This is a genomic window from Synechococcus sp. H55.2 (assembly GCF_047462495.1).
Lineage (GTDB): Bacteria > Cyanobacteriota > Cyanobacteriia > Thermostichales > Thermostichaceae > Thermostichus.
In genome coordinates, this window is the sequence record NZ_JANSJH010000007.1 from 34,213 (window position 1) to 48,422 (window position 14,210).

Consider the following 14,210-nt stretch of genomic DNA (forward strand, 5'->3'; position numbering starts at 1 on the left):
TCTGGTCTCAACGGTGGAGGATCTGAATCGTGAGCTTGATTGGCAACATCATTTGGCTCATCTTCGGGGGCTTGCTGACAGGTTTGGGCTATATCTTGGGAGGGCTGAGCCTCTGCCTGACGATCATCGGCATTCCTTTTGGCTGGCAGAGCATCAAACTGGGGTTTGCAGTGCTGGCCCCTTTTGGGAAAGAAGTGGTGGAGTATCCCGATGCCAACAGCCCGCTGCTGCTGATCTTTAACGTTATCTGGCTATTGCTGTTCGGCTGGCCGCTGGTGCTTAACCATCTCTTCTGGGCTCTGATTCTGGCCATCACCATTGTCGGGATCCCTTTTGCAAAACAACACATGAAGTTAATTATTTTGTCCTTGTTGCCCTTTGGCCGAGATCTGCGCTGAGGAAGTGGGTGGACTTGGGATCTCGCCTTTTGATTTCCGAAGACTTCGCCAAGCTGACGGTAGGGGCGGATGCAGACTATGGGTCATCCTGCCGCCAAAATCGCCTCCAACAAGGGATCCGCCCCAAAGCGCACCACATCGGTACAGGGCCGTCCGGTCTCGGCTTGCACCTGGCGGATCTGCTGCAGCGCCGCTTCTTCCTCCCAGCCGAAGGTATTGAGGGCAATCCCCACCACCGGCACAGAGGCGAAGGCACCAGCAGCCATGGCCACCTGTTCGTACAGCTCGATCACCTTGGACAAAGGTGGGATGGGCACGTAGTCCATCCCTTTGATATGGGTCTGGCCGGCTCGGTGGACCAAGATCAAATGGGTGGGCTGGGATCCCCGCAGCAGGGGCAAGGTCGCTGTAGAGGCGGGGTTGAGCAGGGATCCCTGGCCTTCGAGGTGCAAAATGTCGTGGTCAAAGCCAGAGCGCAGCACCAGTTGCTCCACCGCTCCGCTGGCGTAGTCCACCCGCACCGCATCCAACGGGATCCCCTCGCCGCTGATGAGGATCCCGGTTTGTCCGGTGGCCAAAAAGCGGGAGCGCAGTCCCCGTCTCAGGCTGGCCCGGTGCAGCTCCAGGCTGGCGGACATTTTGCCCACGCTCATGTCGGTGCCCACCGTCAACACCCGTTTGCAGGGCAAGGTGCGGGCCAAAGCTTTTCCCACCGACAGGTTGGGGGGTTCGCGGCGAATGTCCCAGATCCAGGCTCCCGGCTGCAGCCACTGCCGCAACTGGGGATCCTCGGCCAGAGGCGTGTGGAGACCGTTCACCAGAGATAGGCCGGCTTGCAGGGCTTGGCGCAACTCCTCCCGCCAGGCTTGTGGCAACTGGCCGCCCGAAGGGGCAATCCCGATCACCAGCACTTCAGGCCGGTAGGCCAGCGCCTCCGCCACCGAGGCCACAATGGGAATGGCTTTGGCGATGCCGGTCAGATGAACCAGGGATCCCCCCGCCTGCTCCCGGTCGATCACCGCCACCACCGGGAAAGGCCCGTATCGCAGCAGCCCCAAGCCCGTTTTGCCGTGCTCCCCCAGCAGGCCACCGTGGAGCAGGATGGCCACCCGAGTTTGGCTGGATAGGGATCCCGGCTTTCCCATTACTCCTCCCGCAGCTCTACCCCCAAGCCCGGTCGGTCGGTGGGGATGAGACGGCCCTCCTGCAGGACGGCCCCGACGAAGGGATCCTCGACAAGATTGAGGTGGCTGTCCAAATCCAGATAATCCACCAGTGGGGCCAAGTGGGCCGCCGCCGTATTCCCCAGAGCCGTGTTGCTGTAGCAGCCCAGCATCACCTGCAGCCCGTAAGATTTGGCCGTGTGGATCATGCGCCAGGCTTCGCTGAGGCCCCCACATTTCATCAGCTTGATGTTGATGCCGTGGACGCGATCCGCCAGGGCAGGAATATCGCGGCTGTCGCAGCAGCTCTCATCCACAAAGATGGGCAGCTTCGACTCGTGCCAGAGGGTGATCAGCTTCGCCTCCTGCCCCCTCTCCAAAGGCTGCTCTAGGTAGCTCACCCCTTGCCCCGCCAGCCAGTTGCTCATGCTCAAGCTCTGCTCCACCGTCCAAGCCCCGTTGGCATCCACTGTAATCAAGGATCCCAGCGGGATCACCTCTTGCACAGCAATCAGCATGTTCTGATCCGCCCTCAGCCCCAAGTCGCTACCCAGCTTGATCTTAAAGGCCCGCGCTTGGGTCTGTTCCATCCAGGCCAAGGCCCGCTGGCGGGCCGCTTGAGGGGTGGAAATGCCAATGGTCAACGTGGTGGACGGAATGCGGGAGCGATCCAGCCCCCACAACTGCCACAGGGGCTTCTCCAGTCGTTTGCCCATCCAATCGTGCAGAGCCATATCCACCGCCGCCCGCGCCGCCGACGGGATCCCGGCCTGCAGCAACTGGGCCTCGATTTGCTGGCGCTCCCAGGGGGAGTGGCGCCTCAGGATCCCTTTGGCCACATCTAGGCCCATGAGGATATCGTCCAGGGACTGGTGGCAGTCGTCGCCTAGCGAGAAGGGACAAGCCTCTCCCCACCCTTCAATCCCCTCTTCCTCGATCCGCACCCACGCCAGCGCAGCCTCACTGTAGGTACCTCGGCTGATGGTCAGGGCATAGCGCTTGTGAACGGTGAAAGCTTCAACATAAAACCGCATGGGCATCTCCAGAGGAGAGAAAGCTTTGAGGGGCAATTCCATTCGAGCTTAGCTCGGTTCCCACCGCCCCCTAGCTCAGAAAAAAAGTTATCCCCTGCCCTGTCCGCTGTCTATGGTGGAGGGCCCGCCTTTACTACTGCGACAAACCCAACACCTGTCTCATCTCCAATGGCTTTGCCGCCATGGGCATCGCCATTGCGGGGGCTTTGGCCGCCAAATTGGTACATCCTGACCGCCACATCGTGGCCGTGACTGGAGATGGCAGCTACGGGTTGATCGGGTGGCAGCAGTATGGCGTCAAGCTGGCGGAGAGCATGGGGCTCAAAGGCTACCCTGTCTCAGAGAGCAGGGCTCCTGCTGCTTGGGATAGACCACCCTGTTTGCAGAGGTCATGCACGGGGTAGCTGCCGAAGAGCTTCAAAGTTTCCGCAATCGCTTCCAGCGCCGCAATCACCTCTGCATCCAGATAGGGCTGGCCGACCGGATTCTCCAGATCGACAAAAAAGACATAAGTCCCCGCCGATTTTTTGGTGGGGCGCGATTCAATACGCGACATGTTCAAGCCCCGCTCCGCAAAGACTTGCAGCGGCTTCAGCAGCGCCCCCGGCACATTGTGGGGCAGGCTGAAGGCCAAGGAAGTGTGGGATCCTCCAGGGGAAGCGGGCGCCCCATCCTGTCGATCTGAAGGCGAAAGCGGCCCACGGCCCACCACCCAAAAGCGGGTGCAATTGTCGGGGTGATCGTTGATTGGGCAGGCCAAGACCGGCAATTGGTAGAGGGTGGCAGCTCGTTCTGAGGCAATGACGGCGGCGCCGGGCTGCTGCAGGCGATCCAATTCTTCGGTGGTGGAGCGGGTTGGGATCAGCGTGGCTTGAGGCAAATGGGCTCTCAGCCACGCCTGACATTGGGCCAAAGCCTGCGGGTGGGAATAGACCTGCTCAATGTGCTGCAACTGCGAGGCACGTCCGATGAGGGCATGGCGAATCGGTAGGATCAGCGCCTGGCGGATGCTCAGCCCCTCCAGTTGCCAGAGGGCGTCCAAGGTCATGGAAACGCCGCCCTCTACCGAGTTTTCCACCGGCACCACCGCCCAGGGTTGCTGGCCGGCAGCTACCGCCTCCAAACAAGCGCTGATCGTCGGATAGGGCACCAAGGGATGGGATCCCTGGCTGTGCAGGTGAGGCTGCTCGGGGCAGGCCAGCAAAGCAGCCAGCTCCGTGTAGGTTCCGGCAGGGCCGAGAAAGGCCACCGGCGAAGCGGAAACGGTCACGTCAGCAGTGGGTAGCACTGTCGGGGGCATTCCTGCAATCAATTGTCGCTGGGGGCCAGCTCTAACTCGGTCGCGTCAGCGGTCTGGACGAGCAGCAGAGGACAGTCAGGTTCTGGGCAACGGGGATTGGCCGCCACCTTTTCCATGGCCTTCACCACCTCCAACCGGATCAGCCTCTGCAACTCCTGATCCGCTTGAATGGCTTCCAAAGTGTGAAGAGAGCCATGAAAACTGGTGGCGTAGCGAGGCTGGAGATTGTTCAAGGCCAGGGCGGCAGCATCGTGACAGAATCTCTCGCAGAAGCAGTAGCGCTGCTGGCTTTCCAGGAGGAGCATCTCGTTTATGGCTTCGAGGACGGCCCGCTCCATTTGATTTTCCAGCCTCCTCAGGGGTTTGCGTGTCTCCATGGCTGCCTCCTTGTAGCTTCCCTTACCGATGGCGAATTCCCCTTTAAGCGGGATCTGGCCAGCCGGAGTCTCTAGCGACCTCCTATCCTCTAGGGTACCCAGCTCAGCAAACAATGTTGGTGCTGGCAGCCTCTCCATTGACCAACACTCTCGGCAGACGAGCAGAAAGCCCACACAGCAGTTCGTAGGCAATGGTGCCCGCCTGGTCAGCCCAATCCTGCACAGACAAACCCATATTTGCCAGCTTGGGGCCCAGCAGCTCCACCACGTCCCCCACCTGTATATCCGGCCTCTCGGTGACATCCCACATACATTGATCCATTGTGATCGTGCCCACCTGTTGGATCAGGCCGCCGCGCACCCATCCTCGCAGCCAGCCGGAAAGCCGCCGTGGGATCCCGTCCGCATAGCCGATGGCCAGAGTGGCAATGCGACTGGGGCGAGAGGTGATGTAGCGATGTCCGTAGCTCACGCCGGTTTGGGCGGGCACGGTTTGAATGTGGGTCAGCCGCGCCTTGAGACGCAAGATCGGCTGTAAACCCGGCACCGGCAGGTGGGGAGCAGGCGACAAGCCATAGAGGACCAACCCCAACCGCACGCGGGAGTAGTGAAGACGGGCCAGAGCGCCGGCGGAGTTATCCAGATGCAACGGTGGCAAGGGATCCCCGGCTTGGCGAATCTGTTCCACCACCTGGGCAAAGCGGGCGTGCTGCTGTTCCATGGCCGGAGAATGGGGCTCGTCTGCCGTCGCCAAATGGGAAAACAGGCTACAGCCCGCCAGCTCCGGGATCCGACAAATCTGCCCCCACACGGCTGCGGCTTCGCTCCAGGGGATCCCCAAACGGGTCATGCCCGTATCTACATTGACATGCACCGGGACGGGTCGCCCGGCCCAGCGGGCCACCTGGCGCATCAGGGGGATTTGCTCGGCGCGGGTAAGGCTGACCTCCAGCCGAGCTGCCATGGCCTGCTGCAGCTCCGCCCAGGTGTTCAAAGCTCCCAAGACCAAAATCGGAGCCTGCAGCCCCATTTGCCGCAACTCGATCCCTTCCGCTAGGGTGGCCACACACAGCCCTTTGACGCCGGCAGCAACGGCCACAGGAGCCACCAAGTGGGCCCCATGCCCGTAGGCGTTGGCCTTGACCACTGCCCAGATCTCGGTATCCGGCGACAAGCGGGCCTGCAACAGCCGCAGATTTTCCCGCAACTGGGCCGCGTCGATTTCCACCCAAGCCCGACTGGTTGACAGCTCCAGGTCGATGGCGCCATCCTGCTCTGCCCCCTGGGATCCTTCCCTTAGGGCGCTCCCCTGATCCCCCCAATTGCTCCGCACTGCCTGCGGAACCGCTTCTCGATTCACCACTTCACCCCCCCACACCCAAACCGGTCGTGATTAGATTTAGCGCAAAGTCCGCTCCGGCGCCATCCACAGCAGCGGCACGTCTGGGATCCCAGCAACCGCGTCGCCGGCCAACAGCCGGCTCAGCCAAGCAGCTTGCCTTTGCGGGGACAATCCCTGGCTGAGCAGTCGTCGCAGTGCCCGTTGGAAGCCATCTCCCCCACCTGCGGGCGACAAAGAGGGATCCCCGGTCATGCGCCGCAGATCCTCCACCGCTTCGGTGTATCCCCCCAAAGCATCCACCAAGCCCACCTCCACAGCTTGCGCCCCGGTGAAGATGCGCCCATCGGCCAACTGTCGCACTCGCTCTTCGTCCAAGCTTTGTCGCCGCGCGATCATCTCTGCGTCCAACACCTGCTCTGCCCCTTTTGCTGGCAGGTGCTGGCGTCCTTGGGCCACATCGCGAATGAACTGGTCAAGGGTGTTCTCCACCAAGCCCTGCAGAAGGCGCTGCTCTTGAGGAGTGGCGCTGCGGAAGGGAGAGAGGATGTCTTTGTACTCGCCGGTTTTGAAGGTCTGCGGCTCGATGCCGTAGTTCTCCAGCAACTTGCCAAAGCTGAGGCCGCTGATGATGACCCCTATGCTGCCGGTCAAGGTGCCGGGGTTGGCATAGATTTTGTCGGCAGCACTGGCCACGTAGTACCCCCCACTGGCAGCAATGTCCTCCAGGATGGCGACCACCGGCTTGCCGGCTTCGTGTAGAGCGGTTACGGCACGGTAAAGTTCCTGGCTGGATCCCACGGCCCCGCCCGGGCTGTTGATGCGCAGCAATACAGCCTTGACGGCGCGGTCTTGCACTGCCTCCCGCAACTGTTCCACAGGAGAGGTGGGCAGGCCTACCAAAGTCGAGCCCCGTGGACCTCCTATCGTTCCTTCCAGGGTGACCACCTCGATGCGATCTGCCCCCCGCGCCGACTCCAGGCCAAGCCGAGCCGACTCTGAGGCAGGTCGTGTGCCGCCAACAATGGCCGCCATCAGGCAGACCACCAGCAAAGAAGCCGCCAAAATGCGGTTAAGCAGGGATTCCTCTGTCACAAGCCCCTCAATGTCACTGACTCTGTTCTATCACCCGGCAAGCTCCTCCGGTGGCCACAAGCCGAGAGCCTGGCAGAACCCATCCACCGAGCTCTTGACAAGCATCCACCGCCTGTCTACGATGAGTGCCTGGCACTTTTCACCAGCAAGCAGCTTCTTTAGGCTACACTGGTGATCTAAGAATGGTTGATAGTTGAAGGGAGAGGGCTCCCTTTTCTATCAACTGAAAACCTGGGGCTTTAGCTCAGTTGGTAGAGCACTTCAATGGCATTGAAGGGGTCAGCGGTTCGAGTCCGCTAAGCTCCATCCTCAAATAGAGAAAAGCTCCTCAGTCAGAGAATTGGGCCAGACGAGTACAAGCTTCGGATTCATCTGCGGGTGGAGTAAAGAGCGCGACATTGCTGCCGGCGAAACCCTCACCCTATGAAGGTGAGGAGATACGCAGAGCAAGAACCTCTAGCTGGGGAGAGTGTTCACAAGGACACTTTCCCCAACCCGCACTCAGGATTTGGTATGGATCCGTTTATCCTCTGGCCGAGGCAGTCAAGGCAGAGTTCATAATCGGCCAGAACCAGTGGGGCCGCATTAGGATCACCGTGTCGATAACGTGAATGATGCCGTTGTCGGCTTCGATATCCGCCTGGATAACGGTGGCATTGTTCACTTCAAACACATCCCCTTCGATAAACAGATCGATGGGGGATCCCTCTACTGAGCCCACGCTCTGGTACTTGGCCAAATCTGCCTTTTTCAGGCGACCGGGCACCACGTGGTAACACAAGATGCGGGTCAGTTGGGGGATGTTTTGCACCAGGGTGGTAATGGTGCCGGGGGGCAACTTGGCGAAAGCTGCATCCGTGGGGGCGAAAACCGTAAAGGGGCCGGGGCTTTTCAGAGTATCCACCAAGTTTGCCGCTTTCACGGCTGTAACTAGGGTGGAGAAACCCTCAGCAGAAACGGCAATATCGACAATATCAGGCATGGCCGAGATCCTTATTTTCTGAAAGTTGGGATGATAGGAAAGCCAAAGAAACAGGCAGTTGCAGAGCTACCTAGCCTGGACACAATCGAGGAGGGGAAGGGTCAATGCCTAGCACTTGAAGTCGGCTAGCGATAGTTCTGATCCTGAATGTAGGACAGGCGGGCTGCTTCTCGGATCCCGTATTCTGGTCGGGTGAAGCGATTGAGTTGTCCCTCAAAATAACGGCGGTTCATCATCAAATGCCGCGGATTGGGATCGTCCAAAGGATAGAGAAAAGCTGCCCTCCCCGCCTGGATCACGGCTGAGGTAACGTTGTACATGGAGCGCTGGAAGCTGATCCCAAGCTGGATCAGCATGTCATCTTCGCCGCGGCAATGCTTGCGGTAATACTCCACCAAATACTGGGGCAAAAAGTGGTACATATCCTGGTGCAAAAGCGTCGGCGGGATCCCAGCAGTGGCCACCGGAAACTTGTCGGCGTAGAGGATCCCATAGTGGAAGTCCAACTGGTTGGTGGGAACTTCGTTGGCCTGGGCGTTGTAGGACTTGGTGCCGCGGAAGGGAGAGGTGCGATAGAACACGGCCTCTACGTAGGGGAAAGCCGCCTCGTAGAGCCAGGTAAATCCCTTGGATTTGGGCACAATATCGTACCATTCCCCGCGAATGCGCACCCGGTGGTAGATGGGCCGCCCGGCAATGGCGAAGATCCCGTTGACCAAAAAGTTCATCGCCTCCGGCACGCTGGTGATTTTGCCCTCGTCGTAGAGGTCGCTCATCTCAAAAAAGACGGGGGCCATAATTTCCCAAAACAGGCCCAGCACCGAATACATGGTGGCCTGGCGGCAAAGTTCCAGAAACATGTCTGGAAAGAGCTTGTACAGGCCGGTCAAGAGAGGATTACCCTGACAGTAGGCGCGGATGGCGCGGTCGGCATTTTGTTTGTATTCCTCGGAATCCATATAGGGATCCAACAGGCCCCCCATATCCCGGTGCCAGAGCATGGCCCGCATACATTCTTCAGCAAATTCCATGTTGATGCGGTCATGCCAGAGGTGATGCAAAATCCGCGGCAGCTTGCGCTTCAGCTCCCCTTTTTCCATGAACTCCAGAAGTTCCGGGTGGGCCGTGGCGGGGCCGCGCCAAATGCGCAAATCTGCATTATCTCCCGCGTAGTGGTTGGCCAGCTTTAGGTATTCTTCGGGAATGATGAACTTAAAAAAGGGCAAGGGATCCACAAACACCTGCTCGGCAATGTAGAGCAGATCCCGCCAGTAGAAGTCCATCGGCACCGCATAGGCTTTGTAAAGGCCGATAATTTGCATCAGGTTTTCCGGCGTATCCGGCAGCATGGATCCCCCCGCTTCGAGGCGGTGGACTACATCCGCAAAAGGGTGGGTAGAAGGGGGAAGCTTGCGGGTTGTGAGGGTTGTCGTCATGGAAGAAGTCTCCAACTCTTCAAAAGCTCTGGATCCTTGAGGCTATGCGTCGAGATCTCAATTCGGTCTTGGACGCTTCCTGGAAGTTCTCCGATTGCTTTGGTCGCCTCCCGAGAAGGTGATCTAGGGAGAATGGGCAAAGTCGCCGGCTGAGGCCAAGATGAGGGTTTGGGCCTGAGCCACCTGGGTGGATAGAGTAAACGCCAACGGTTGCGGCCATTTCACCAGGTTCATAGGCTGGATCCCAAACCAGACGATCAAGGCAGTTAAGATAAAGCCCGGGATCCGCTCCCAACCTTGCACCCGTGGGTAGTAGGCGGTGCGGTTGTCCAATTTGCCGAAGCAGGTGCGGTTGAGCAGGATTACAAAATACACCGCCGTCAAGCCGGTGCCGCAGATGCTGATCAAGGTGGGCAAGGGAAAATCTTGGTAGCTGCCCTGGAAGATCAAAAACTCCGCCACAAAGCCCACCAAGCCCGGGATCCCGGCGCTGGCCATGCCGCCCAAAATCAGCAGGGCACTCACGGTGGGCAGGCCGCGCAGGGGATTGAGCAGGCCGTTGAGCACGTCCAGATCCCGCGTTCCCACCTTGCGCTCCACCAGGCCCACCAGATCAAACAGCAGCGCCAAAATCAGGCCGTGGGAGATCATCTGCACCATCGCCCCCGTCAGGCTAATCGGTGTGGCCGCCGCCATGCCCAGCAGGATATAGCCCATATGGCCAATGGAGCTGTAGGCCACCATGCGCTTGATGTCTTTTTGGGCGATGGCCGCCAGAGCCCCCGACAGCACAGCAATGGCCCCCCACCAGGCCAGGATCCCGCCCAGATCGGCCCAAGCTTGGGGAAACAACTGCAGCCCAAAGCGAAACAGACCATAGGTGCCCAACTTGGAGAGCACCCCACCCAGCAGGATCGCCACCGGCGGCGAAGACTCGCCGTAGGCGTCGGGCAGCCAGGTGTGGAGAGGCACCAGCGGCATCTTGATGCCAAAAGCCACAATCAACGCCAAGAGTGTCAGGGTTTGGGCAGCAGGGCCCAGAGAGCTAATGCGAACCTCGGCCAGCTCAAAGGTATGGGGATCCCCTAGCCAGTAGATGGCCAAAAACGCCCCCAACAGGAAGATGGCAGAGACAGCGGTGTAAATCAAAAACTTGATGGCGGCGTAATCCCGCTTGGGGCTGCCCCAGATGGAAATAAGCAGGTAGATCGGGATCAGCACCAGCTCGTAAAAGAGGAAAAACAAGAGCAGGTTCTGAGCGGCAAAAGCCCCGTTGACCGACCCGCTCATGAGCAGAATGCAGCCGTAAAAGAGATTGGGCCGCTTCACTTCCGGCTCCGCCGTCAGAATGGCGATGAGGGTGAGCAGCCCGTTCAGGGCCACCATCAACAAAGACAGCCCATCCAAGCCCAGGGAGTAGCTCAGCCCAATTGGCGGGATCCAATCCCACCGCTGCTCCCACTGCAAGCCGGTCGCCTGCAAGTCGAAGCGGGTAAATAGGAGCAGGGAGATGGCCAGCGGGATCGCGGCCAAGACCACCGCCAGCTTTCGCCCTCCCAAGCCCAGGAACAGGAGCAGGGATCCCACAATCGGCAACACAATCAAGGCACTCAGCATCGTCTTTTTCCTCTTTTCTAAGGACTCCGTCCTGCCACCACCCAAGCCTAGAGAATGAGCCAGCCCAGCAGGGCCACCCCCACCACAATGGTCAGCACATAGGCCTGCAACTGGCCGGAGGTGGTGTATTTCAGGACTTGGCCGCCTGCCAGCACCGCCAAGCTGGTCAAATTCACCAAGCCGTCCACCACGTAGCGATCAAAGAAAGCCGTGACATCAGAGATGATGCGCACCAAAAACACCACACTGGCTCGGTAGAGCTTGGAAGTGTAGAAGTCGTTGGCCAGCAGATCCTGCCAGTCGGCCAAGAAAGCCCAGTCCACCGGCCGCCGCTCCCGCGGTAGGTACAGCCAGGCTCCCAAGGCGATGCCCGCCAAGCTGGATCCCGTCATCACTCCAACGGGGATCCCTTCTAGGACGGGAATGAGATCCAGCGCCGCCAGGATCATGGGCATGTGCAGCGCCACTCCCATGGTGACTGTGCTGGGCAACATCATTGGCCAATGCACCTCTGGGGAACGCTCGCTCATCTGCTGCGGCTTACCCCCCCAAACCAGGCCGAAGACCCGCGTCAGCCCCAGCGCCGTCACCGCATTGGTAACCAGCACCACTGCCGCCCACAGCCCCTGCCCCGATTGCGCCAACTGCTGCCACAGATCCGTCAACACCCAGAAGGAGCCGAAGGGGGGCAAGGCGATGATCCCGGCCATCCCCGTCAAAAAGCACAGGCCGGAGATAGGCCGCCGCGACCACAAGCCCCCCAGGTAGCGCAGATCCTGGGTAATGCTGTTCCAGATCACCATACCCAGCGCCATCACCAGCAAGGCCATCGCCGGCGCATAGGTGAGCAGCAGTTGGTAGGCTTGTTGGGTGTGTCCTGTGCCCACCGCTACAAAGATCAAGCCCATGTAGGCGCTCACCAGATAGGACAAGGCCCGCTTGGCATCGATTTGGGCCAGGGCCACGAAGGCTCCTCCCACTGCCGTCAGTGCCCCGATCACCAGCATCACTTCCAGCACGGTTGGGGAAAGAGCATAGAGCGGTTGCAGGCGAATCAACACCCAAGCTCCCGTGCCCACCACCACCGAGTTGCGCAAGATCGAGGCCGGGATCGGCCCCTCCATCGCCTCATCCAGCCACAGGTGCAGGGGGAACTGGGCACACTTGCCCACCGGGCCAGCCAACAACCCCAGCCCCGCCAAAGTGATCAAGGTCGGATCCACAGAGATAGCTCCTGCCTGCACCGACTTTGCCCAAGCCGTCAAGTCCTCAAACTCCCAGGATCCCGTCAGGGGGTAGATGGCGATGACCCCCATCAAGAGCAACAGGTCGCCAATGCGCTTGGTCAGAAAAGCATCCCGCGCCCCTGTTACCACCAGCGACTGGTTAAACCAAAGGCCCACCAACAGGTAGGTGCCCAGAGTCAAAATTTCCAAGATGACGTAGCTGAAAAACAAAGAGTCGCACAGAGCCAGGGCGCACATCCCCCCTTCAAATAGGCCCAGCAAGGAGAAAAACCGCGCCCAGCCCCAGTCCATTTCCATGTAGCCGAACCCGTACACCTGAGCCGCTAGGTTCAGCCCCGTCACCACGGCGCAGGCCCCCAGCGTTAGCGATGAGACCTGCAGCGGCAGCTCCAATACTAGATCCCCCACCTGCAGCCAGGGCAGCCGAATCACCTGCGACGGCTGATCCCAAATTGCCACCAGCGCTCCTACACTGTGCAAGAACGCCAGCAAAGTCAGCAGCGCATTCAGATAGCCCGCCGGACGGGGTCCTGTGCGCCGGGTAATTCCTGGGGACCAGATTAGCGCTCCCGTCCACGCCACCAAGGCATAGAGGGGAATGAGCCATGCAGTTGTGATCAGCCCGTTCAAGCTCATAATCCTCCTTCGGCCAGGGATCTTGGCCAAACTGGAACACTCGCTGAGATCCTGCAAGAAATCTTAAAAAGCATCCTAGCGGAGAACCGAGATAGATAAAAATTGAACTTTCCGATGAGATCTCTAGGTAAGAGTCTATGCTTTAAGAGCGGGTAGCCAGGTGGTCTCTGTTGTTGTGACCACCTTGCTTTTTATCCTCACTACTTCTATAGGGTAGATGGGAACAAGCTCCTTGGAAACCTGAGGATCCGCGGTTGGGTGGATCCAGTTTCCGGTGCTGTTTCCGATCCAGCAGGACGGGCGCGCCCCAGTTCAGCTCTTCTCCCCAGTCCGCTACTCAATCAAGTCGCTATGGAATTGCTATTGTGAAGTTGCTATGAAGATCAAGAGCAATGCCCTAGAAAGGCGTCTTGACTTTGGGTTGCTTGACCTTGAGTTCGCGAATCCGTTTCAACATTTTTTGGAAATACTCGGCCAGGTAATCTTCAAGCGAGGTCAGAGAGGTCAGTTCAATCCCCAAGGTTTCGCACACAGCTGTCATATCGGCATGCATGGGTTCTTTGGCAGCAATCACCTCGACAAAGGCCAGCCGGTCGGCAATGTTCCAGCTCCACTGAAAGAACTGGGCCACCTTACGCGCTCCTCGCAGCAGTCCCAAGGGCATGGTGCTGACCTTGGCTTTTTTGCCGGAGAGCTGCTCGCACAGGGCGATGACTTCTTGGGATGTCCAGGCCTTGGGCCCCACCAAAGGGAAGATCTGCTGCTTGGCGCCTTCGACACTAAGGGATCGCACAGCAAACCGGGCTGCATCTAAGGTGTCGACGTAGGCTGTGGGGATGCTCTCGCTGGCTACCCAAACAATTTGCTCTTCCAAAATGGGGATGGCATACTGGCCGATCAATCCCTGCATGAAGCCCGCCGGACGAAAGATGGTGTAGGGCATCTGGGATCCGATCAAGTACTTCTCGATGTGGTGCTTGAAATTCATCAGGGGCACATTGGGGTACTCATGCTGAGCACCCATGATGGAGAAAAAGACGAAGTGGCCCACTTGGGCAGCCCGTGCCGCATTGATCAGAGCAACTTTGCCATCCCAATCCACCTGGCGGGCGCTGAGGGTGTCGGTTACCCGCACCGTGGCACAGTCGATCACCGCCTCGACGCCTTCCATCGCCGCTCGGAGCGTGCTGGGCTGCAGTAGGTTCCCCACCTTGAGGTGGGCGCCCCATTCACTCAAGAAAGCAGCCTTGGCCGGGTTTCGCACCAGACAAGTCACCTGATGCCCTTCTTCGATGGCCCGCCGCACCACCTGACGGCCCAGCGTTCCCGTTGCCCCCACAACCAGCACGTTCATAAAATTATCATTTCTTAACCTTAGGCTTAGTCTATCAGACAAAGGCAGCTTCCAACACAGAAGGATAGCTTGGTAGCCCCGAACTGGAGTGCGGGGCGGAAAAGCCCGTAATTGGCAATAACAGCGCCTTTACGAGTTTGTTTTTGAACTGCGTAAGAATCCCCCGCCTTTAGGCAGTGGGAGTGTCAAAACTCGGCCCAACTCTAAGCCATGAACAAAACAGGGATCCCCG

General features: G+C 59.2%; 12 protein-coding genes, 1 tRNA gene and 1 pseudogene. 3 read left to right on the forward strand and 11 right to left on the reverse strand.

The window, feature by feature from the left end; genetic code table 11:
- Positions 1–29: 29 nt before the first annotated feature.
- A complete protein-coding gene (locus NW844_RS01950; RefSeq protein ID WP_414333005.1) occupies positions 30–398 on the forward strand; it encodes a YccF domain-containing protein in 369 nt (122 codons plus the stop codon).
- An 83-nt stretch (positions 399–481) separates the two neighbouring features.
- Here the strand turns inward: NW844_RS01950 and NW844_RS01955 are convergent, their stop codons facing one another.
- Both NW844_RS01955 and NW844_RS01960 read right to left on the reverse strand, forming a co-directional pair.
- Positions 482–1,543 carry a DUF1611 domain-containing protein gene (locus NW844_RS01955; RefSeq protein WP_414333007.1) on the reverse strand — a complete coding sequence of 354 codons (1,062 nt, stop codon included), beginning with the start codon at positions 1,541–1,543 and terminating at the stop codon, positions 482–484.
- Positions 1,543–2,595: a dipeptide epimerase gene (locus NW844_RS01960; RefSeq protein ID WP_414333009.1), complete on the reverse strand. Its 1,053-nt coding sequence runs from the start codon at positions 2,593–2,595 to the stop codon at positions 1,543–1,545. The genes NW844_RS01955 and NW844_RS01960 overlap by 1 nt, the downstream gene beginning before the upstream one ends.
- A 116-nt stretch (positions 2,596–2,711) precedes the next feature.
- On the opposite strand from NW844_RS01960, the pseudogene NW844_RS01965 reads away from it, so the two are divergent.
- Positions 2,712–2,987, forward strand: a pseudogene (locus NW844_RS01965) (thiamine pyrophosphate-dependent enzyme); the annotation flags it as partial.
- Here NW844_RS01965 and pheA read toward each other — a convergent pair.
- The 4 genes from pheA to sppA form a co-directional block, all read right to left on the reverse strand.
- Entirely contained in the window at positions 2,924–3,895 is a 972-nt protein-coding gene (gene pheA / locus NW844_RS01970) for a prephenate dehydratase (protein ID WP_414333010.1), read from the reverse strand. The pseudogene NW844_RS01965 and the gene pheA overlap by 64 nt on opposite strands.
- An 8-nt stretch (positions 3,896–3,903) precedes the next feature.
- Entirely contained in the window at positions 3,904–4,272 is a 369-nt protein-coding gene (locus NW844_RS01975; RefSeq protein ID WP_414333012.1) for a late competence development ComFB family protein, read from the reverse strand.
- Positions 4,273–4,375: 103 nt separating this feature from the next.
- Positions 4,376–5,605 (reverse strand): alanine racemase, encoded by a 1,230-nt coding sequence (alr, locus tag NW844_RS01980; protein ID WP_414333014.1) that lies wholly within the window; start codon positions 5,603–5,605, stop codon positions 4,376–4,378.
- Positions 5,606–5,671: 66 nt separating this feature from the next.
- On the reverse strand, positions 5,672–6,706 hold the full coding sequence (gene sppA / locus NW844_RS01985) for a signal peptide peptidase SppA (protein WP_414333015.1): 1,035 nt from the start codon (positions 6,704–6,706) through the stop codon (positions 5,672–5,674).
- A 233-nt stretch (positions 6,707–6,939) separates the two neighbouring features.
- Between sppA and NW844_RS01990 the strand changes: the two genes are divergently transcribed.
- A tRNA-Ala gene (locus NW844_RS01990) sits at positions 6,940–7,012 on the forward strand.
- 217 nt (positions 7,013–7,229) lie between these two features.
- Here the strand turns inward: NW844_RS01990 and NW844_RS01995 are convergent.
- From NW844_RS01995 to NW844_RS02015, 5 genes are all read right to left on the reverse strand, one after another.
- Positions 7,230–7,688 carry a fasciclin domain-containing protein gene (locus NW844_RS01995; protein WP_414333017.1) on the reverse strand — a complete coding sequence of 153 codons (459 nt, stop codon included), beginning with the start codon at positions 7,686–7,688 and terminating at the stop codon, positions 7,230–7,232.
- Between the two features lie 125 nt (positions 7,689–7,813).
- Positions 7,814–9,124: a CO2 hydration protein gene (locus tag NW844_RS02000; protein ID WP_414333019.1), complete on the reverse strand. Its 1,311-nt coding sequence runs from the start codon at positions 9,122–9,124 to the stop codon at positions 7,814–7,816.
- Between the two features lie 123 nt (positions 9,125–9,247).
- Positions 9,248–10,741, reverse strand: coding sequence for an NADH-quinone oxidoreductase subunit M (locus NW844_RS02005; RefSeq protein WP_414333021.1), 1,494 nt, complete (start codon positions 10,739–10,741; stop codon positions 9,248–9,250).
- 47 nt (positions 10,742–10,788) lie between these two features.
- On the reverse strand, positions 10,789–12,624 hold the full coding sequence (locus NW844_RS02010; RefSeq protein ID WP_414333023.1) for an NAD(P)H-quinone oxidoreductase subunit F: 1,836 nt from the start codon (positions 12,622–12,624) through the stop codon (positions 10,789–10,791).
- Positions 12,625–13,021: 397 nt separating this feature from the next.
- Positions 13,022–13,978: an NAD(P)H-binding protein gene (locus NW844_RS02015; RefSeq protein WP_414333025.1), complete on the reverse strand. Its 957-nt coding sequence runs from the start codon at positions 13,976–13,978 to the stop codon at positions 13,022–13,024.
- Positions 13,979–14,210: the final 232 nt, after the last annotated feature.